Consider the following 20,297-nt stretch of genomic DNA (forward strand, 5'->3'; position numbering starts at 1 on the left):
GCGCCGCCCGTAGGGGCCGCGGGTGCTCAGCGCGCCACACGCGCGAGCCGACCGCGCGGGCGCCGCTCGTGGCAGGGCTGGGTGCCTAGCGGGCCGTGACGAACACGCGTGAGGCGACCTCGCGCGGCAGCCGGATCTGGCCCTCGCCCTGGTCGATGCGCACGCTGTCGCGCTCCTGCGCCACGCTGACGGTGGTGCCCGGGTCGATGCCCGCCGCGTGCAGCTGGCGCAGCACCTCGGCGTCGGTCTGCACCGACTCGCAGATGCGCCGCACGACAACCTGCCCGCTCAGACCCGGGAACGCGAGATTGCGCTCGACCGGCGGCGGCACGGCACCGGACTCGTCTTTGATGGCGACGTCAAGCGCGTCAAGCCCCGGGATCGGGTTGCCGTAAGGCGAGCGGGTCGGCCGGTTGAGCAGCTCATAGACCCGCCGCTCGACGGCGTCGCTCATCACATGCTCCCAGCGGCAGGCCTCCGAGTGGGCCTCCTCATATGGCATGCCGATCACGTTGACGAGCAGGAGCTCGGCCAGGCGGTGCTTGCGCATCACGGCCACCGCGTGGGCTCGGCCGTTGGCCGTGAGCTCGAGATGCCGGTCGGTCTCGACGACGTTGACCAGCCCGTCGCGCTCCATCCGGGCGACGGTCTGGCTCACCGTCGGCCCGCTCTGGTGCAGCCGCTCGGCGATGCGGGCACGCAGCGGTGGGACACCCTCCTCCTCGAGCTCGAGGATGGTACGCAAGTACATCTCTGTGGTGTCGATCAGATCGTGTGACATCGCGGCGCCCTCTCCATGCAGCTGGCGGCAATTCTATTGGGTGCCCCCGACAAAACCGTCGTCAGCAGCATCAAGCCCGCCTGGGCTGCGGATATTCCACGTACGACGCGGCGTTTCGGAGCATGGACTTTCGCAATCGTTTCTCGCCGGTCTCCGCGAGGACCGCTCGCAGGTGCTCGGCCGCCAGCGGGGCGAGCAGGGTGTGCGCGTCGGATTCCGGGTCCGGCGAGTGGTCGGCCAGCAGCAGCGCGACGTGCTGATGCCAAAACCTGTAAGCGCCTAGGCGGTACCGGTTTCCGGCCGAGGCCGTTTCCGACATGCGCGCCAGATCGAGATGGGCCAGCGCGTAGTCGAGATAAGCGGACACGAACGCCTCAAGCCTCCGGGCCGCAGTGGTTTTGCCGTTGGGCCCCAGCGGCGCGGGTCCAAACAGGATCGCCTCCTGCAGTTCCCGTTCCCGCGCGTCGAGCAGTGCCACCGCCAGGCCCGCCTTGTCGCCGAACCGCCGGAACAGCGTGCCCTTGCCGACGCCCGCCTCGGCCGCGATCGCGTCCATCGACACGCCGTCGACGCCGTGCTCGCGGAACAGCCTGGCCGCCGCGTCGAGCACGGCCGCCCGGTTGCGTGCGGCATCGGCCCGTTCCGCGGGCGGGGGTGAGCTACGCAACAACTCAAGCCGCTTGTAATCGGACTGCGGTCCGGTACCGTATGAATCCATAACCGGACTGTAGTCCAGATCGAACCAAGGGAGAAACCATGACCACCCCTCTCATTACCCGGGAAGAGCTGCGCGCGGCCATCGAGGCCGGCGGGGTCACCGTCGTCGACGCGCTCGGCGGGGATTACTACGCGAAGCAGCACCTGCCCGGCGCGATCCCGCTGATCGAGGCCGACGTCGCGGCCCAGGCCGCCCGGCTGCTCCCGGACCGGGGCGCGGCCATCGTGACGTACTGCTCCAACATCGCCTGCCCCAACAGCGAGCGGGTCGCCCAGCGCTTGCTCGCGCTCGGCTACACCAACGTCCGTAAATATCGCGAGGGTATTGAGGACTGGACAGCCGCCGGGTTGGCGACCGAATAAATGGATTGACCTGCCCGTAGTACCCCTACTGAGGTACAAAACAGATAAGTCCGGAAAGTCCGGAAGCGGAAGTGGCCGGAAGGGCAAGGAACCGTGAACGAGACATGGCAGAACATGCTCAACCAATTGGGCACTTGGTCTCTCAGGGCGCTGGGCTTCCTCGCGATACTCATTGTTGGTTGGATTATCGCGAAGATCCTGGGTCGTGTGGTTGACCGGGTGCTGGCCCGGGTCGGGTTCAACCGGCTCGCGGACCGCACCCAGATGCGGAGGTGGACCGGCAGATACGAGCCGAGCGGCCTGGTCGGCAAGCTGGTGTACTACACAGCGTTGCTGTTCACGTTCCAGATCGCGTTCAACGTGTTCGGCCCGAACCCGGTCAGCAATGTGATCAACACGATTATCGCGTGGTTGCCCAGGCTGCTGGTCGCCGTTGTGATCACGATCGTGGCGGTGGCCATCGCCAACGCCGTGTTCGACATCGTGGCCAACGCGCTGTCGCAGTTCCCGTACGGCCGGTTCCTGGCCCGTGCGGCGCAGGTGGTCATCATCGCGCTGGGTGCGATCGCCGCGCTCAACCAGATCGGGATCGCGACCGCCGTCACCCTGCCGGTGCTCATCACCGTGCTGGCCACGATCGGTGGCATCCTCATCGTCGGCCTGGGTGGTGGTCTCATCCAGCCGATGCGCGAACGCTGGGAGCGCATGCTCAACCGCGCGGAGGGCGAGACCCGGCGCATGGCCGAGACTCGCACACAGGAGGCGACCATGAAGCCGGCCGGGGATCGGATGTCGCAACCCGCATACACGGGCACGGGGACACAGGCCCGCGATGTCAAGCCGGGCACCGCGACCACGACCCCGACCGCTGAGCAACTGCGCGACCAGGCGCGGGGGCGCAGGTCGTGACCCACGCTGGATGCCTTCGGCCAGGCGCTTGATCCGGGCGAGCCGGCGATCCCATTCGTCGGCGAGCCCGGCCAACCAATGTGCCGTCGCCGCCAACTGTTGCGATTGGACGGTGTAGCGCACTTCGCGGCGGCTCCGCTCGTGTGTCACCAGGTCGGCCGACTCCAGCATCTTGCGGTGCTTGAGCACGGCCTGCCTGGTGACCGGCAGCTGTGCGGCCGGCGCCGTGGCCGTCGCCTCGCCAAGCGCCGCAAGGGTGTCGAGCACCTGGCGCCGGGGCGGATCGGCCATCGCCGTGGCCGTCGCCTCGCCAAGCGCCGCGAGGGTGTCGAGCACCTGGCGCCGGGGCGGATCGGCCAGCGCCGCGAGCACGCCCTCAACTGTCACTCGTCAGATTTTCCGCACGCTGCTTGAGCTCGTTAAGCTCGTGCTCCCATCCGCCCGTGTTGTCCTCGGCCGCCTTGCGGCGCGCCTCTTCGGGCGCGTCGAGCTCGTCGACCCCGCTGTGGTCGACGTCGTGACCAATTCCACCAGGTGGGGCTCGGTGACCAGCTCCCGGACACGGTCGAGCGAGGCGGCGATCGTCACGTGTCGTTCGATCCGCATGCCATCAAGGTGTCACATGTGCAACCCTGGAGTTGCACTTCTCATTCGGCGGGGTCCGGTGTCCGGCCGTGCGGCGGCGCCAGGCTCGTCCAGCTGGCCCGTTGCGTCCAGCACCGTCCAGCCGTCGGCGTGCACGAGCACCGGGTTGAGGGTGAGCCGCTTGAGCCGCGGCACCTCATCGGCGAACTGTCCAATCCGGACCAGCAGCTCCGCGAGCGCGTCCAGGTCCATGCCGTCGAGCAGCCGGGCCGCCTTCGGGGCACGCACCAGCGACGCGGCATCGCGATCGGTCAGCGGCGCCGCCCGCCACGCCCGGTCGCCCACCAGCTCGCCCACCGGCCCGCCCAGCCCGAACCCGACCACCGGCCCGAACGCCGGATCGTCGAGCGCCTCGACCACGCACGCCACCCCCGGCGGCGCCATGCCCTGCACCACGACCTCGTGCCCAAAGAGCCCTCGCAGATCGGCGTAGGCGTCGCGTACCAGCTCCGCCGACCCCAGGTTGAGCCGCACCGCGCCCAGGTCTATCCGATGTGGATGGTCGATGGCCTTGAGCGCCACCGGCAAACCGAGCTCCTCCGCCGCGGCGACCGCCTGCTCCGCGCTCCTCGCTCTCCTCGATTCCTTTGTGGGTACGCCATAAGCGCGCAGCAATTCGTCGATAGCGCCTTCTTCGGGAGGATGGACCGGGGCGGGCAGCTGTCCGGCAGGCTCACGCAACCAGGCCGCCCGGCGGATGGCGTGGGTGAGCGCGCGGATCGCCTCCTCCACCGAGCGATAGGTGGGCACACCCGCGGGCCCATCGCCGAACAGATAGGTTGCCACCACTGGTTTGTCGCCCCCGGCCACGGCCCCCGCCAGCGCGTCGGCAAACGGCGTGAAGTCCACCTCCGCCATCGGCCCGGTCGGCAACGGCGGCGCCACGACGATGACCAGCGCATCGGCGTCGTCACTGTGCAAAGTGGACCGGACAGCCTCGGCCAGCTCGGCCGGTGTCGCCCCGGCGCCCACCGAACCCACCCGGCCCACCCGCAGCCCCGCCTTGCGCGCCCGCGCACTGGCCAGCGCCGCGAGCGAGAAGGCGTTGCTCACGATCCCGACCCGGTCACCGGTCGGCAGCGGCTGGCTGTCCAGCAGTTCGGCCACATCGAACAACTCCGCGACCGTGTCCACCTCGATCACGCCCGACCGTGCCCGCAACGCCTCCATCGCCGAGGTGTCCAAAGTGGACTCCTGCAGGCCGGTCTCGTATGCAAGTGACGAATCGCGGCGGTCTGCCCCTGCCACAGCACCGCCAAGCGATGCGTCACCAGCACCCGCCAGCACGATGATGGGCTTGCGCCGCCCCACCGCCCGCGCGATGCGCGAGAACTTGCGCGGGTTGCCAAACGTCTCCAGGTACATGGCTATTACATCGGTGTCGGGGTCGTCGGCCCAAAATTGCAGCAGGTCGTTGCCTGACACATCGGCCCGCCGCCCCACGCTCACGAAACTGGACATGCCCAGCCCGCGCCGGTCGGCCTCGGCCAGCAACTGCAGCCCCAGCGGCCCGGACTGGCAGAACAGCGCCACCCGGCCCGTCAGGCCCGTGCCCCGGGGCAGGTGCGGCACGAGCGTCACGTTGAGCGGAACCGTGTTGTTGGCCAACCCCAGACTCGCCGGCCCGATCACCCGCATGCCCGCCTGCCGGGCCTGCTGCACCAGCTCGTGCCGCCGTGCCGGATCGAGATCGGTTATCACGAGCAACCCGTGCACGCCCGCAGCGGCGGCATCCGCCACCACCTCCGGAACGGACCCCGGAGGCACCGCCACCACCGCCAAATCAGCCGCCCCCGCGCCGCCCGCCTCGCCCCCTCGCCCCGCCGCCTCTCCGCCGGAGTCCGCCGCGTCTGCGCCGGAGTCCAGTGCGTGGTCGCCGGAGCCCGCCGCGTCTGCGCCCGAGTCCAGTGCGTGGTCGCCGGAGCCCAGCGCGTGGCCGCGCGACCCCTCGCTGCGACTCGCCACCCCTCCGGCGGGGCTCTCCCCGGGCGCCATCACGTCGATCGGGCCGGGGAAGCCGCTGGCGCGCAGGTGTGCCAGCAGCGCCGCGCCCACACCCCGCCCCGTGCGGCTCGCGCCATAGACCGCTATGCGCGACGGGCGCATCAGGCGGGCCACCGACCGGGCCTCCGTGCGATGCTCCCGCTCCCATTGCACGGCAAGCGACCGCTCGGTCTGCGCCACCGGGAACGTCAAGTGCACCACACCATCCGCGTAGCGCCGACTCACCTCATATCCAGCGTCGGCGAACACCTTGAGCATGGCCGAATTCGCGGGCAGCACCTCGGCCACGAACCGCTCGATGCCCGCCTCGCGCGCCGCTGCGGCGAGGTGCTCCAGTAGCACCGAGCCGACGCCGCGCCTCTGGTATGCGTCCGCGACCACGAACGCCACCTCAGCGTCGGCCGCCGCCTCGCCGAGCCGCTCGTAGCGCCCGACCGCGATCAGGTCGTCGCCCGCCGCAACCACCAACGCCTCCCGGTCGCGATGGTCCACGTTGACGAACCGGTGCAGGTCGCGCGCCGGAATCCGGGGATAGGGCGAAAAGTAGCGCATATAACGCGTCCGCTCGGAGAACCGGCTGTGCATGGCCACGACCGCATCGGCGTCCGACGGCTCGATCGGTCGCAAGTGGACCGTCATGCCATCGGCGAGCAATACATCCGCCGCCCGGCTCATGTCACCTCCCACACTCATCGCACCCTCGCGCCGTCGGGAGCCACTCACCGGCCGGGCATCGGCTCACGGTCGGCCTCGGGCGCCTTCCCGGCTCACCGCACCCTCGCGCCGTCGGGAGCCACTCACCGGCCGGGCATCGGCTCACGGCCGGCCTCGGGCGCCTTCCCGGCTCACCGCACCCTCGCACCGTCGGGAGCCACCCGCTCCCGGAGGCTCCACCTGCCCCCACAACTTTTCCCCACGGCCGGAATCCCTAACTTCCCCCCACCCACCAACCGAGCAATTAGTCCCGGGCATCCAACGGATCCAGCGCGAAGAACGGAAACACCGCCTGCCGCGTCGCGAGGATCGCCCGGTCGAGCGGGTCGTCGCCGCCGACCCCGGGCTGCCACGGCTCGAACGAGACGTCGCCGTCATCGGTCAGCCGCAGCGGCACGTCCCGCCCGGGAAAACGCTTGCGCGCCAAAGCCCGCCACCCCGGCGGCGTGAGCGTGAGCGGATCGAGCGGGTCGCCGGTCACCAGCGCCAGCAGGTGCGTCCATGTGCGCGGCACGACCTCCATCAGCGCGTAACCCCCGCCGCCCGTGGCCACCAGTTTGCCCTCGCACAGCTCGTCGGCCAGCGCCCGCACGGCCAGTGCCGCGGCGCGCTGCCCGTCGACCGTGAGCCGCAGGTTGGCCAGCGGGTCGCGGGCATGCGTATCGGCGCCCGCCTGCAGCACCACGATCTGCGGCCGGAACGCACGCAGCACGCTCGGCACCACCGCGTGGAACGCCCGCAGCCACCCACTGTCGCGGGTGCCCGCCGGAAGCGCCACGTTGACCGCGGACCCCGGGGCTTCGGGACCTCCCGTCTCCTGGGCGAACCCCGTGCCCGGGAACAGCGAGAGCGGGCTCTCGTGCAGGCTGACGGTCAGCACCCGGGCATCGTTGGCGAAGATCTCCTGCACCCCGTCGCCGTGATGCACGTCGATGTCGATATAGGCCACCCGCTCCGCGCCCGCCTCCAGCAGGTCGGCGATGCCCACGGCCGGGTCGTTGTAGACGCAGAACCCGGCGGCCCGCGCGGGCATGGCGTGGTGGAGCCCGCCGGACACGTTGACCGCGCGCTGCGCCTCGCCGGACCAGACGGCCCGCGCCGCCGCCACGGTCGCCCCGGCCACCAGGGCCGAGATCTCGTGCATGTGGTCGAACACCGGGTTGTCGGCCGTGTTGAGCCCCCACCCCTGGAAGAACGGGTCATCGGGCGCGACCTTCACCACCTCGATGTAGTCGGCCCGGTGCACCCGCAGCAGCTCCGCCTCTGTGGCGGGCACGGGCGCCCGCACGGCCACCCCGGGCCGGTCGAGCACGCCCAGCTCACGGGCCAGCGCGATGGTCAACTCCACCCGCACCGGGTCGAGCGGGTGATCGCCGAGATCATATTTAAGCAGCTCGTCGCTCCACATCACCACGGACTTCATCGCTCGTCCCCTGTCGCGATCGGACGGTCGGGATCGGTGATCCACTCACTCCACGAGCCCACGTAGAGCGCGGCATCGTCGCGCCCCGCCTCGTGCAGCGCGAGGATGGTGTGCGCCGCCGTGACACCGGACCCGCAGTAGGCCCCGATCTCTTTGGCGCCCAGGGGAAGCGCGGCCTGCCCGACAGCGACGAGAGAAGCGTATGGCAGGTTGCGCGCCCCGGGGATGTGCCCGGCCACCGGGTCGATGGGCTCGGTCTCGCCCCGGAACCGCTCGGGCGCCCGCGCGTCGAGCAGCACGCCCTCCTTTGCCACGCGTGCCGCGTCATCAGCGCTCAGCACGGGCATGCCACCGGGCCTGACCACAAAGTCAGACCCAGCTTCGACCGGCCCATCCCAGGCTGGAAACCCGCCCTCCAAAACGAACACCTCGGGGTGCCCGGCCCACCGCAGCGTCCACCAGGCCCGCGCGGCCGCCATGCCGTCGCCGTAGTCGTAGACGACCACCGGCCGGCCGGCCTGCACCCCCGCCCGCCGCAGCACCCTTTGCAGCGCAGGCGGATCGGGCAGTGGATGGCGCCCGCCCGCGCCTGGCGGCCCGCACATCTCCTCCAGATCCACGAACACCGCGCCGGGGATGTGCCCGGCAAGGTAGTCATCGATGGCCGGCGGCCCGCCGAGGCGCCAGCGCACATCGAGAATCGTCGCCCGCTCGGGAATAGCCGAAGCGGCAATCAAAGCTCGTCCCACAACCCATACCCAATCACACGGGTACGACAGTGCGCCTCCAACTCGTCGAGCGCCCGCACCGCCCGCTCGGCCGTGACCGGATCGAGCCCGGCGGCCGCGAACTCGTCCTCGTCCAGCCGGATGATCGATCCGTCCGCGCCCACCCACAGGTCCAGATACAGGTCCTCGACCACGATCTCGCCCTCGGTCACCACGGCCGGTCGCGCGATGTCGCAGTACCAGCCCTTGAGGCCGCCGTCCGAGTCGTGGACCTCTTTTATCGAGTACCAGCGATCGCGCCAGAAGTGTTCGGTGAACAGATCACCGCCCTCGAACCGGACGAACCCCATGTCTCTGGTGCCCGGCCCGCTCCACGGCGCCCGCACCACCACATGCGTGCCATCGTCTGAGACGACCGACGCCCGATAGGTGGTATCGGGGCGGGAATGCTTGACCAGCCGCACTACAACTTCTTCCACGACTGACGAACTTAGTGCACCGTTCACCTCGTGGCTGTGGCCCAGTTAACCGCCGTCCTTAGGGTTCGCGAAATGACTTCCCTCGACCCTGATGACTTAAGCTCCAACACCTCGGGCAACCGCCCGTTCCAGGAGGTGATGGCGGCCCGCGTTTCGCGTCGTGCCGTGGTGGTGGGCGGCACGGCCGTGGCCGCCGGTTTCCTCACCGCGACCCCGGCCCAGGCTGCGCCGGCATCCGCGCCCAAGAAGCGTGACCTGCTCGGCTTTGACGCCGTGCCGGCCGGCAGCGCCGACGCGGTGGTCGTGCCCGAGGGCTACAGCGTGGACGTGCTCATCCCGTGGGGGACACCGATCCGGTCCAACGGGCCGGCCTGGCGCAAGGACGCGTCCAACACCGCGGCCGAGCAGGCGCAGCAGATCGGCTTCAACCACGACGGCATGGCCTACTTCCCGCTGTCGCACAACCGTGGGCTGCTGGCCGTCAACCACGAATACACCGACGCGGTCATGATTTATCCGGACGGCGACGCGGTACTGACCAAGGAGAAGGTCGACAAGGCCCTTGCCGGACACGGCGTCAGCGTCGTGCAGATCGCCAAGGTCAACGGGAAATGGCGCCTGGTCGACTCGCACTACAACCGGCGCATCACCGGCTCGACGCCGGTCGCGTTCTCCGGCCCGGTCCCGGCGGACCACCCCAAGCTGCGGGCCAACAACCCGCCCATGGGCACGCTCAACAACTGCTCCAGCGGTCCGACCCCGTGGGGCACCTACGTGACGTGCGAGGAAAACTGGAACCAGTACTTCGGCACGACCAGCACTACGTGGACGCCCACGCCCGAGCACGCCCGCTACGGCGTTTCCCGCAACGGCGGCGCCCGCTGGCACGAGGCCGACCCGCGCTTCGATGTCGCGGCCAATCCCCATGAGGTCAACCGGTTCGGCTGGGGCGTCGAGATCGACCCGCGCCGCCCGGACGCCAAGCCGGTCAAGCGCACCGCGCTCGGCCGGTTCAAGCACGAGGGCATGACCTTCACGGAGTCCCGTGGCCGGGTCGTGGCCTACAGCGGCGACGACCAGACGGGCGATTACATCTACAAGTTCGTGGGCAGCGGCTCGTGGCGCGTGCAGCGGCTGTTCGGCCGCAGCCCGCTGGACCACGGCACGCTTTATGTCGCCAAATTCAATGATGATGGTACCGGTCAATGGCTCCCGCTGGTGCACGGCCAGGGCCCGCTGACCAAGGCCAACGGCTGGGCCGACCAGGCCGACGTCCTGCTGCGCACGCGGCAGGCGGCCGACGCCGTGGGTGCCACCCCGATGGACCGTCCGGAATGGATCGCGGTACACCCGAAGACGCACGAGGTGTTCGTCACCCTCACGAACGGAAACGGCGGCAACGCGGCCAATCCGCGCACGCCCAACCCGTACGGCCACATCATTAAATGGTTGGAAAAGGGTGACACCGCATTCGAGTGGGACATTTTCCTGCTCGCGGGCGACCCGCAGTATGACCCGTCCGTCGAGCTTGACGAGACCAACATCTTCGGCTCGCCGGATGGGATCGGTTTCGACCGCGACGGCCGGCTGTGGATCCAGACCGACATCTCCAACTCAGCGCAGAACCGGCCCGACCGCGGCTACGACCGCATCGGCAACAACCAGCTGCTCGCGGCCGACCCGCGGACCGGCGAGATCCGCCGCTTCCTGGTCGGGCCGCGCGGTTGCGAGATCACGGGTCTGACGTTCACGCCCGACTCCCGCACGCTGTTCGTCAACGTGCAGCACCCGGGTGAGGCCACCAACTTCTGGGGCACGCCCACGCCGGCCAACCCGCGGGCGGTCAGCAACTGGCCCGACTTCGACCCGAACGGGCGTCCGCGCGCGGCCACGCTGGTCATCCGCAAGCACGACGGCGGCGTGATCGGCAGCTGAGCAGCATGCCGGGGTGTCCGCAGTGGACACCCCGGCATCGTCTGATGAGGACGGCTACTGACCGCGGCTCGTCGGATCGACCTGAGCCCAGGTGAGCAGATCGACCATGGTGAAGGTGTTCGCGTTCCGGCGCGGTAGGGACGGCCGGAACCCGGGGTTGTCACGCAGATACGAGCCGGGGGCGAGCTGCAACAGTCCGATGAAGACCTCGCCGACGATGGTCGAGCCGACCGGGCCCAGGCGAAGCCCCTGCTCCAGCAGCTCGGCCTCTTTGAGGATGTAGTACCACAGCGGGGTGTTGTTCTCCAGTCCGATGGTGTACCGGGTCAGCTCCTGGAAGCTGGATGCGCCGAGCACGGTCGCGCCGATCTGACGGGCGATGGCCTGGCCGGACGGGATCTGCCACGTGATGTGCCGCAACAGGTTGCGCACCGGCAGCGCGATCGGCGGCTCGCCGCTCGCGATCGCGCGCAGCGGCAGCCGGAACAGCGGGGTGGAGATCTTGGTGTCGATCCGCTTGTTGGGCCGGATCGCGGGATTGGTCGAGCCGGGATCGGTGAACTGCGGTCCAAAGTCGAAGAACGTCTGCCATCCGATGAAGCGACGTGGGGCGCGTGCCCCGCCACGCATGTCGATCGGGTCCGCCTGTCCGTCGGCGTTGGGGTCGAAAATCATCGCGAAGAATGCGCTGCCGTCGGGGTTTCCGGCGAGGTTGACCCGGTACGAGGGCCGCACCATGCTGTGTCCGAAACGGTATGCCGCGCCTTGGAATTCGACGGGGATGAAATGCTGCCCGGAGACCGGCGTGTACCACCGGCGGCCCTGGCTGAGGATGTTGTTCACGCGATCCTGACCGATGATCTGGGGCAGGAACTCGTTCAAGATGATCCACTGGTAGTGCCAGGTGAGGATCTGCCGGGCCTGGTTGAAGATGGCGTCGACGGTTCCGCCCGGGTTCGCAGCGCGCACCTGGTCGACGATTCGGTTGTGTGCCTTGATGAATGCGGCCTGCAGCCCGCTGATGACGACGTTTTCGTCGTTGCGCGGGTCGGCGATGATGGCCACGTTGTTGCTGCCGCGCGGCACGTCCTCGAACCTGCCACCGCTCTCGATGCGCAGCTTGGCGCGGTCGGTGGAGCTGTAGAACTGCGGCGAGGCGTTAGGGCCCGCGCCGTAGAGCGAGTCGAGGTCGAGCGCGGGGGTCCGGGTGTTGGGGGAGTTTTCCGGCGGGGTGACGACCGCGAGGCGCGACTGTGCGTCGAACGTCATGTCGTGGTCGAGGAACTGGCCGATGAAGGTGGTGCCGGCGACGTGGTTGGGGTTGTTCTGGTTGTTGGCGCTCAGCGCCGGGTCGGCGATGAGGGCGACCGGGCCGCGGCCCAGCTGGTCCCGAGCGTCGAGCACGTGCCCGAACTCGCCGATGTCGACCATCGCGTCGATGGTCCGCTGAAACGCGGGCTCCGTCGTGCTGGCCATGAATGAGGGCAGCGCCGGGAACATCCGGCCGAAGCGGTCCGGCTGCGTGGCAGCGGCCGCTGCCTCTTCTCTGATTCTGGCGGCGAGGGCCTGGGTGGGGGAAAGCGCCACCGCTGCGGTGCCGACGCCCAGGGCTGTTAGGAACCGCCGACGATTCACGTGGCCTGGTTCGGGTTTCACAAGCACAACCTCCTGTTGCTGAAGGGTGGAAGCGCTTCCAGCCAGGTTTCCCCATCATTGAATAGATGGCGGTTTCGCAACATGGACGAAATTCCCTTAGTGGAGAGGTGAAACAAAAGCTCACCGACGGTGTGCCGACCGCGGGAACCCGGACCGGCCGACTGTCCGGATTGAGCGCTGACCTCTCATGCATGCCGTCCGGCCGGCCGCGAGGGATAGAAGGTGATCGAATTTAGTGGAGGTCTGCCGGGAGTGTGACCCGAGAAAAGTTTGCGGCCCCGAGGGCGGATGCCCCGGGGCCGGTGAGCTGATGTCTAGCGGCGATATGTCAAGCGGCGTAAGCGGAAAGACGCGTGCCGCGGTCGCCGTGGCGCAGCTTGTGCAGCGTGGTCTTCTCGATCTGGCGGATGCGCTCGCGGGACAGGCCGAACTCCTTGCCCACCTCGTCGAGCGTGCGTGCGCGGCCGTCGTCGAAGCCGAAGCGCAGGCGGATCACGGCCTGCTCCCGCTGCGACAACGTGGACAGTACGATCTCGACCTCGTCCCGCAGCTGGCCCTGCACGACCGACTCGATCTGGGAGTCCGCCGCGACGAAGTCGCCCAGGCAGCTCTCGCCGTCCTCGCCGACGCTCTGATCCAGGCTGACCGGCTCGCGATCATACGAGATAAGCTCGATGACCTGATATTCGGGGATTTCCAGCGCCTTGGCGATCTGCCCGATGGACGGCTCGCGACCCAGTGCGGTCGCCAGGTCGCGGCGCACCCGGACCATGCGGTTGACCTGCTCCACCATGTGCACGGGGATGCGGATGGTGCGGGCCTGGTCGGCCATGGCGCGGGTGATGGCCTGGCGGATCCACCACGTGGCGTAGGTGGAGAACTTGTAGCCCTTGGCGTAGTCGAACTTTTCCACCGCGCGGATCAGGCCGAGGTTGCCCTCCTGGATCAGATCCAGGAATGCCATGCCGCGACCGGTGTAACGCTTGGCGATCGACACCACGAGGCGCAGGTTGGCCTCCAGCAGATGATCCTTGGCGGCCTTGCCCTCCCGCACCACGATCCGCAGGTCCGGATCGGACGCTCCGTTGTCGATGAGGTGAGCCGCCATCAGCCCCGCTTCGATGCGCTTGGCAAGCTCGACCTCTTGCTCGGCCGTAAGAAGCTTGGTGCGGCCGATGAGGTTCAGGTAGGCGCGGACCAGATCGGTGGCGGCACCCTGGGTCTCAACCTCGTCCAGATCCAACATGTAGGTCATCACTCAACTCCCCGTTGCAGCGAGAAACGTAACTACAGGGTGACGGCCTCCGCGTGAAACGGCGGTGAGCTGGTGGCCGGGCAAAGTGGTGCCAATGCGGCCTAAACCGGCAATCGCTCGCTCTCCCCGGCCAGTACCCGGTCCCGCAACCTGAGCATCGGCGTCTCCACCAAATCGACGAAGTGGGCGTAGGCGACCCGCCCGGCGCGCTCGCTGTCGCCCGCGATGACCAGCTCGGCGAGCGCGTCGTGATCGTGCTGCGCGCGCCGGTGGATGTCGGGGTCGTAGGGCAGCGAGCCGGTGCCGAACGAGAGCTGATTGCGCAGCTGGTTGTCCAGGCTCGCGTAGTACGGGTTGTGCGTGGCGGCCGCGATGCACTGGTGCAGGGCCCGGTCGGCGGACCGGATCGCGTCGCGCTCGGTGGCCTTGGCATACATCGCCACGGCCGCGCGCAGGTCCTCGATGTCACGCTGGTTGCGTCGCTGCGCCGCGGTGCGCGCGATCAACGGCACGATCTCCTTGGCCAGGTCGAACAGCCACTGCAGGTGCTGCCAGCGGGGCAGCAGCATGTCGCGGATGTGTGAGGGCGACTCCGGGCCCCAGGCCGAGTTGACCCACACGCCTCCGGCCCGGCCGCGCCGGATGGTCACATAGCCCATGGACGCGAGCCGGTGCAGCGCGTCGCGCAGGGTGGCCCGGCTGACCTCCAGCCGAGCGGCGAACTCGCGCTCGGGCAGGAGCTTCTGGCCTGGTACCACCACACCAAGCGCGATGGCCGTGATCAGCCGGTCCACCAGTTGCTCGGCGGCGGTCTTCGCCTTGAACTGCTCGGGTTGTACCGGTGCCACCGCGAGCTCTAGGTCGTTCATGGACAAAGCTTGACACGCTCGCTCACGGAGAGAAAAATTCAAAGGTCTAAAAATTGGGCCCAATCAGAAGAGTCAGAGCATGCGCACCGCCTCGGCGTAGTGGCATGCCGACGGGTGGCCCTGGCCGCGATCCTGCAGCGCGGGCACGTCGTTGACGCACCGCTGCTTCTCCTGCGCCGTGAGTGTGGCGAACTTCGGGCAGCGGGTGCGGAAGCGGCACCCGGACGGCGGGTCGACCGGGCTCGGCACGTCTCCCGCGAGGATGATGCGCCGGCGCTCGCGTTCCTTGTGCGGGTCCGGGACCGGGATGGCCGAGATGAGGGCCTGCGTGTAAGGGTGCGCGGCCCGGTTGAACAGCGCGTCGGTCGGGGCCAGCTCCACGATCTTGCCCAAGTACATGACGGCCACGCGGTCGGCGACGTGCCTGATCACGGAAAGGTCGTGCGAGACGAAGATGTACGACAGCCCGAGGGACTCCTGCAGATCCGCCAGCAGGTTGATCACGCCCGCGCGGATGGAGACGTCCAATGCGGACACCGGCTCGTCGAGTAGCAACACCTTGGGGCGCAACGCGAGGGCGCGGGCGATCCCGATGCGCTGCCGCTGCCCGCCGGAGAACTCGTGCGGGAACCGGTTGGCGTGCTCGGGATTGAGCCCCACCTGGCGCATCAGCTCCCGGACTTTCTTCGTCTCGAAGAGAGAGTGAATCCGCAACGGCTCGGCGATCAGCTCCGCCACGGTCATGCGCGGATCCAGCGACGCGAACGGATCCTGGAACACGATCTGCAGGTCCCGCCGCAGCGGCCGCATCTGCGAACGGCTCAGCTTGAGCAGGTCCCGCCCTCCATAGTGGACGGAGCCCGCCGTGGCCGGGATCAGGTTGAGCAGCAGCCGGGCCGTCGTGGTCTTGCCGCACCCGGACTCGCCGACCAAGCCGAGCGTCTCCTGCTCGGCCAGGTCGAACGACACCCCGCACACCGCGTGCACATCGCCGACGCGGCGCTTGATGACCCCGCGCGAGCGCACCGGGAAGTGCTTCACCAGACCGCGCACTTCGAGCACCGTCGTCATTGGAATATCTCCCGGGCCGCAGCGTTGATGAGCTTCTCGTGGAAGTGGCAAGCCGCCGAGTGTCCTTTGCCGACACCGAACAGCGCGGGCTCCTCCGCTGCGCAGATCGGTTGCGCCAGCGGGCATCTCGGCCGGAACGGGCAGCCCGAAGGAAGATCCAAAAGCGACGGTGGCGCGCCGACGATGGGGGTGAGCCGCTCGTGCGTCCTGGCGTCGATGCGAGGCAGGCTGCCCAGAAGCCCTAGCGTGTAAGGCATCCGCGGGGTGTAGAAGACCTCTTCTACGGTACCCTGCTCGACCAACCGCCCGGCATACATCACGCACAGGCGGTCGGCGTGCCCGGCGATGACCCCGAGGTCGTGGGTGATGAGCACCAGCGCGGCCCCGGTCGCCTCCCGCGCGGCCTCCAGCGCCTCCAAGACCTGTGCCTGCACGGTCACATCCAGGGCTGTCGTCGGCTCGTCGGCGATGATGACGTCCGGATCGTTGGCCATCGCGATCGCGATGACCACGCGCTGCTTCATGCCGCCGGACATCTCGTGCGGGTAGTTGTGCATGCGTTGTGCCGCATGGGGAATGCCGACGATGTCGAGCAGTTCCAGCGCCCGCCTGCGCGCAGCGTCCTTGCCCACGTCGCGGTGGGCCAGCACGGCCTCGATGATCTGGTCGCCGATCGTGTACACGGGGTTCAGCGAGGCCAGCGGGTCCTGGAAAATCATCGCGATGTGCCGGCCGCGATACGAACTCAGCTCGTTGTCGGACCGTCCCAACAGCTCGCTGCCCTCGAATCGCACCGATCCGCTGACGCGCGCCGTGCGGGGCAGAAGCCCAAGGATGGCAAGCGATGTGACCGACTTGCCCGAGCCCGACTCGCCCACGATCCCGAGCGCCTCGCCACGCTCCAATGTGTACGACACGCCGCGCACGGCCGTGATGACGCCGTCCTCGGTGGGGAAGTCGACCCTCAGGTTTTCCACTTCGAGTAGGGACGTCATCGGCGCATCCTTGTCTGGCGCGGGTCGAACGCGTCGCGCAGCCCGTCGCCGATGAAGTTGATGGTCAGGGCGATGAGGATGATGAAGACCCCCGGGAAGTAGAACAGCCACGGCCGGGTGTTCACCGCACCCTCGGCCTGATTTATCAACAGCCCCAGTGAGATGTCGGGCGTGCGCACCCCGAATCCGAGAAACGACAACGCCGTCTCGGCGAGGATGCCGACCGCCACGAGTATCGTGGCGTTGACGATAAGCGGCCCAAGCGCATTCGGTACCAGATGACGGGTTATGATTCTCAAATCGCTTGCCCCCAAAGCCTTTGCCGCCTCGATGAAGTCCTGCTCGCGCAGGGACAGCACCACACCACGGATGACGCGGGACACGCTGGCACTCGCCAGGGAGCCGATGATGAGCGCGATCGACCACCAGCTGCCCCCGCCGACCGCGGCCATGGCCGCCGCGACCGCGATCGCGGGCAGGATGATGACCAGATCGGCCAGCCGCATCAGCAGGTTGTCCACGTGGCGGCCGAAATAGCCCGCGACCGCGCCCCACGCCGTGCCGACGCCGGTGGCGATGAGCGCGACCAGCAGCGCGATCTTGATCGACTGTTGCATGCCCCGCAGGACCTGGGCGAGGCCATCGTGCCCGATGCTGTCGGTGCCGAACGGGTGCGCGAGCGAGGGCGGCTGCGAGTTGTCCGGCGTGATGTCGGTGTGGCTGTACTTCCACAGCGCCGCCCCGCCGTAGGCGATGAGCACGATGAGCCCAAACGCGATCAGGCTGCCGACGGCCAGGCGGTGGCGCAGAAAACGGGTCCGGACGATCTGAAACTGCGTGCGTTCTTTGATCTCGCCCATCCCTGGTCGCTCTTTTGTTTCACTCATGCCGGATCCTGGGGTCCAACACGCCGTAGAGGAGGTCGGCGATGAGGTTGACGATGATCACGATGGCGCCGGCGAGCAGGAGCCAGGCCATGAGCGCGTAGACGTCCCGGGTGCGGATGGAGTCGATGAGATACTGGCCCATGCCGTGCCAGCCGAAGATGGTCTCCGTGATGACCGCGCCGCCGAGGATGCCCGCGAAGTCGAGCGCGCTGATCGTCGTGAGTGGAATGAGGGCCGTGCGTAAGCCGTGCCTGGTAAGGACTTTGCGCCAGCGCAGGCCCTTGGCGCGGGCCAGCCGGATGTAGTCGCTGCTGAGTACCTCCAGCATGGAAGCGCGCTGAAACCGGCTCCACGACGCGAACGTGATGAGGGAGAGGGAGATCGTGGGCAGGATCATGTGCCCGGCGACGTCGACCGCCTGGTTCCACGCCGTCGGGTCCTCCAAGAACACGGATCGTTCCCCGTACGTGAAGAAGATGCGGCTCTCCGGATCGCCGTCGGCCTGATTGGCGAAGATGCCCAATTCCTTGAGCAGGATGGCGAGCCAGAACGATGGCGTGGCAAGGAACAGGAAGCCGAAGAAGGTCGCCGTGTAGTCCAGTTTGGAGTATTGCTTGACCGCGCTAGTCACCCCGACCAGGATGGCCAGGATCAGCGCGACCAGCATGGCCAGCAGCACGAGGCGCAGCGTCACCCACATCCGCGACCAGATCTCGGCGTTGATGTCCTCCCTCGCGTTGACCGACGGGCCGAAGTCGCCCTGCACGATGTTGGTCAGCCACACCCAGTAGCGTTCATACCAGGGCAGGTCCAGGTAGAGCCGCTTGGCCTCCAGCGCGATGGTCTCCGGCGGGGTGGGCGGGTTGGTGACGCGCAGCGCCTCCAGCGGGTCGCCCGAGTTCGCGATCATCGCGAAGACCAGGAACGACGACACGATCAGCACCGGGATCGAGACCAGCAGCCGGCGGATCGCATAGGCGATCATTGATGCCTCCTCTTCGAAGAGGGGGCCCTTGCGAAAGGGCCCCCGGCTACCTCCGTTATTGCGCCTGGTCCAGTAAGCCCCATGCGCCCACGTTGTAGACGGTCCCGTGGTTGGTCGGGTTGGGCCGCAGGTTGGTGTACTGCTTGCTCACCGACAGGAACGACTCGCGCTGGAACAGCGGAAGCACGTAGGCGTCCTGGGCCATCAGGTCGTTGGCCCTGTTGATCAGGTCGTGCGCCTTGGTGTCGTCGCCGACCGTGCGCGCCGCCTCGTCGAGCAGCCGGTCCGACTCGGTGTTGACCCACTTGCCGTAATTGCTGGAACTGGTGCTGTGCCACAGCTGGCGGGCGCCGCCGATGCGCAGCGGGGTCAGCACCCACGCGTAGATGATGACGTCGAAGTCGCCTGCGGTGAGCGTGCCGCCGAGATCGTCGGTCTGCACCACCTGGACCTCGATGCCCAGCGGCTTGACCATGTTCGCGAACAGCTCGCAGCTGTCCTTGCGCAGTTGGTTGCCGGTGGTGTGGCGCATCCGCAGCGGCGGGACGGTCTCACCCTTCGGCGTGATGAGTTTTCCGTTCTCTATCTTGTACCCGGCGTCCGTCAAGATCTTTTTGGCCTTCTCCACGTCGCCGGTGCCCTGGCCGGTCTTGGTTATGAGATCCTGGTAGGCCTTCATCCCGGGGACGAAATTGTGATTGCCGATCGGCGCGGTGTCCGGCGCGTACTGCCCGACCGTCTTCGCGATGATCTGCTTGCGGTCGATCGCGGTGAACAGGGCCTGCCGCAACGCCTTGTCGGCGAGGAACGGGTTCTTCAGGTTCAGGTCGAAATGCTCCCACGACAGGCTCTTGCCCAGATACCAGTGCGCCTCGGAAATCTGCTTCACCTGGGTCACGAGGTCGGGCGTGGGGATCGGGGCGATCGCGTTGACCTCGCGGTTGCGCATGGCCGGCACGAGTTCGGAATCCTTGGTGATGATGCGGAACACCACCTTGTCCAGCGGAGCGGGCTTCCCCCACCATTTTTCGTTGCGCACGAGCGTCACGGCGAAGTTCGGCTCGTACTTCTCGACCTTGTAGGGGCCCGCCGAATAGGTCGGCACGTTCTGCTCAAGCCAGGTGAAGCTGTCGGCGAGCGAGCCATGCTGCTTGGCGATGTGGCCCGGATAGATCGGGACGAACATGGCCTGCCAATCGGGGAACGGCTCGCTGAACACCACCGTGACGGTCTTGCCGCCGTCGGAACCCGTGACGGAGTTGGCCTGCTTGAAGCCGGAAGTGGTCGCGGCCTTGCAGGTCGGGCAGTCGCGCGAGTTCTGCACCTGCCAGGTGTAGATGAAGTCCTCGGCCGAGACGGGCGTGCCGTCGTTCCAGACCGCCTCCTTCTTAATCTTGTAGACCACGGTCATCGGATCCTTGCTCGTGATCTCGACCGAGTCCAACAGATCCTTGTTCACCTGCACCGACAGGTCGGGGTAGTAGTGGTGCGCGCGTGGCACGACGCCGAAGAGGGCGTGCTGATACTCGACCGTGTTGCCCGCGCTGGACAGCGTGTTCCACGCTTTGATGTCCTTGCCCAGGGCGTACGTGATGGTGCCGCCCTGTTTGGTCTTGCCCCCGTTGCAGTCGTTGGGCTTTCCGGCGCATTCGGCGAACCCGACCGAGCTCTCCGGCCCGTCGGTCTTGCCGCCCCCGCTCGCACAAGAGGTTATGACCATCGTTAGCGCGCTAGCCATTGCGAGACCGATCAGGCCCCGTCTACGTGGATGCATCTGCATGGTTCCCTCCATGGTGGGTGCACCTAGGGAACGCTTTGACCCCGCAATCGCAGAACCCTCACATCGAGATCTTTGCCATCTCGTTACCTTCCCCTCCTCCC

At 67.9% G+C, this 20,297-nt stretch carries 18 protein-coding genes; 4 read left to right on the forward strand and 14 right to left on the reverse strand.

The annotated features are described in order from the left end of the window. Positions 1–85: 85 nt before the first annotated feature. Positions 86–781, reverse strand: coding sequence for an iron-dependent transcriptional repressor DtxR (locus DM816_RS04360; protein ID WP_117208752.1), 696 nt, complete (start codon positions 779–781; stop codon positions 86–88). 70 nt (positions 782–851) lie between these two features. Further along, positions 852–1,499, reverse strand: a complete 648-nt coding sequence (locus DM816_RS04365; RefSeq protein WP_117208753.1) for a TetR/AcrR family transcriptional regulator — start codon at positions 1,497–1,499, stop codon at positions 852–854. A gap of 38 nt (positions 1,500–1,537) precedes the next feature. On the opposite strand from DM816_RS04365, the gene DM816_RS04370 reads away from it, so the two are divergent. From DM816_RS04370 to DM816_RS45460, 3 genes are all read left to right on the forward strand, one after another. Then, a complete protein-coding gene (locus tag DM816_RS04370; protein ID WP_117208754.1) occupies positions 1,538–1,861 on the forward strand; it encodes a rhodanese-like domain-containing protein in 324 nt (107 codons plus the stop codon). 114 nt (positions 1,862–1,975) lie between these two features. Next, positions 1,976–2,770, forward strand: coding sequence for a mechanosensitive ion channel family protein (locus DM816_RS04375; RefSeq protein WP_281274293.1), 795 nt, complete (start codon positions 1,976–1,978; stop codon positions 2,768–2,770). 177 nt (positions 2,771–2,947) lie between these two features. Then, positions 2,948–3,184: a hypothetical protein gene (locus DM816_RS45460; protein ID WP_162907110.1), complete on the forward strand. Its 237-nt coding sequence runs from the start codon at positions 2,948–2,950 to the stop codon at positions 3,182–3,184. Positions 3,185–3,388: 204 nt separating this feature from the next. On the opposite strand, the gene DM816_RS04385 is transcribed toward DM816_RS45460, so the two are convergent. The 4 genes from DM816_RS04385 to DM816_RS04400 form a co-directional block, all read right to left on the reverse strand. Next, complete coding sequence (locus DM816_RS04385; protein ID WP_246001549.1) at positions 3,389–6,094, reverse strand: GNAT family N-acetyltransferase; 2,706 nt, start codon at positions 6,092–6,094, stop codon at positions 3,389–3,391. A gap of 283 nt (positions 6,095–6,377) precedes the next feature. Next, positions 6,378–7,556: an acetoin utilization protein AcuC gene (locus DM816_RS04390; protein ID WP_117208757.1), complete on the reverse strand. Its 1,179-nt coding sequence runs from the start codon at positions 7,554–7,556 to the stop codon at positions 6,378–6,380. After that, positions 7,553–8,305 (reverse strand): sulfurtransferase, encoded by a 753-nt coding sequence (locus DM816_RS04395; RefSeq protein ID WP_117208758.1) that lies wholly within the window; start codon positions 8,303–8,305, stop codon positions 7,553–7,555. Before DM816_RS04395 ends, DM816_RS04390 begins: the two co-directional genes overlap by 4 nt. Further along, positions 8,290–8,763 carry a ribonuclease FAU-1 family protein gene (locus tag DM816_RS04400; RefSeq protein ID WP_211588542.1) on the reverse strand — a complete coding sequence of 158 codons (474 nt, stop codon included), beginning with the start codon at positions 8,761–8,763 and terminating at the stop codon, positions 8,290–8,292. Before DM816_RS04400 ends, DM816_RS04395 begins: the two co-directional genes overlap by 16 nt. A 72-nt stretch (positions 8,764–8,835) precedes the next feature. Between DM816_RS04400 and DM816_RS04405 the strand changes: the two genes are divergently transcribed. Beyond that, positions 8,836–10,698, forward strand: coding sequence for a PhoX family protein (locus DM816_RS04405; RefSeq protein WP_117208759.1), 1,863 nt, complete (start codon positions 8,836–8,838; stop codon positions 10,696–10,698). A gap of 54 nt (positions 10,699–10,752) precedes the next feature. On the opposite strand, the gene DM816_RS04410 is transcribed toward DM816_RS04405, so the two are convergent. The 8 genes from DM816_RS04410 to DM816_RS04445 all read right to left on the reverse strand — a co-directional run bounded on the left by DM816_RS04410 (position 10,753) and on the right by DM816_RS04445 (position 20,136). Beyond that, complete coding sequence (locus tag DM816_RS04410) at positions 10,753–12,354, reverse strand: peroxidase family protein (RefSeq protein WP_162907111.1); 1,602 nt, start codon at positions 12,352–12,354, stop codon at positions 10,753–10,755. Between the two features lie 328 nt (positions 12,355–12,682). Then, entirely contained in the window at positions 12,683–13,609 is a 927-nt protein-coding gene (gene sigB / locus DM816_RS04415; protein WP_117208761.1) for an RNA polymerase sigma factor SigB, read from the reverse strand. A 101-nt stretch (positions 13,610–13,710) separates the two neighbouring features. Further along, complete coding sequence (locus DM816_RS04420) at positions 13,711–14,478, reverse strand: FadR/GntR family transcriptional regulator (RefSeq protein ID WP_117208762.1); 768 nt, start codon at positions 14,476–14,478, stop codon at positions 13,711–13,713. 72 nt (positions 14,479–14,550) lie between these two features. Continuing rightward, positions 14,551–15,549: an ABC transporter ATP-binding protein gene (locus tag DM816_RS04425; RefSeq protein WP_117208763.1), complete on the reverse strand. Its 999-nt coding sequence runs from the start codon at positions 15,547–15,549 to the stop codon at positions 14,551–14,553. Beyond that, a complete protein-coding gene (locus tag DM816_RS04430) occupies positions 15,546–16,544 on the reverse strand; it encodes an ABC transporter ATP-binding protein (RefSeq protein ID WP_117208764.1) in 999 nt (332 codons plus the stop codon). The genes DM816_RS04425 and DM816_RS04430 overlap by 4 nt, the downstream gene beginning before the upstream one ends. Next, positions 16,541–17,431, reverse strand: coding sequence for an ABC transporter permease (locus DM816_RS04435; RefSeq protein ID WP_117208765.1), 891 nt, complete (start codon positions 17,429–17,431; stop codon positions 16,541–16,543). The genes DM816_RS04430 and DM816_RS04435 overlap by 4 nt, the downstream gene beginning before the upstream one ends. Further along, positions 17,424–18,416: an ABC transporter permease gene (locus DM816_RS04440; protein ID WP_117208766.1), complete on the reverse strand. Its 993-nt coding sequence runs from the start codon at positions 18,414–18,416 to the stop codon at positions 17,424–17,426. The genes DM816_RS04435 and DM816_RS04440 overlap by 8 nt, the downstream gene beginning before the upstream one ends. Before the next feature lie 55 nt (positions 18,417–18,471). Beyond that, positions 18,472–20,136, reverse strand: coding sequence for an ABC transporter family substrate-binding protein (locus tag DM816_RS04445; RefSeq protein ID WP_246001552.1), 1,665 nt, complete (start codon positions 20,134–20,136; stop codon positions 18,472–18,474). Between the last annotated feature and the right edge of the window lie 161 nt (positions 20,137–20,297).

It is taken from the genome of Allorhizocola rhizosphaerae (assembly GCF_003426775.1).
In the GTDB taxonomy this organism is placed as follows: Bacteria; Actinomycetota; Actinomycetes; order Mycobacteriales; family Micromonosporaceae; genus Allorhizocola; species Allorhizocola rhizosphaerae.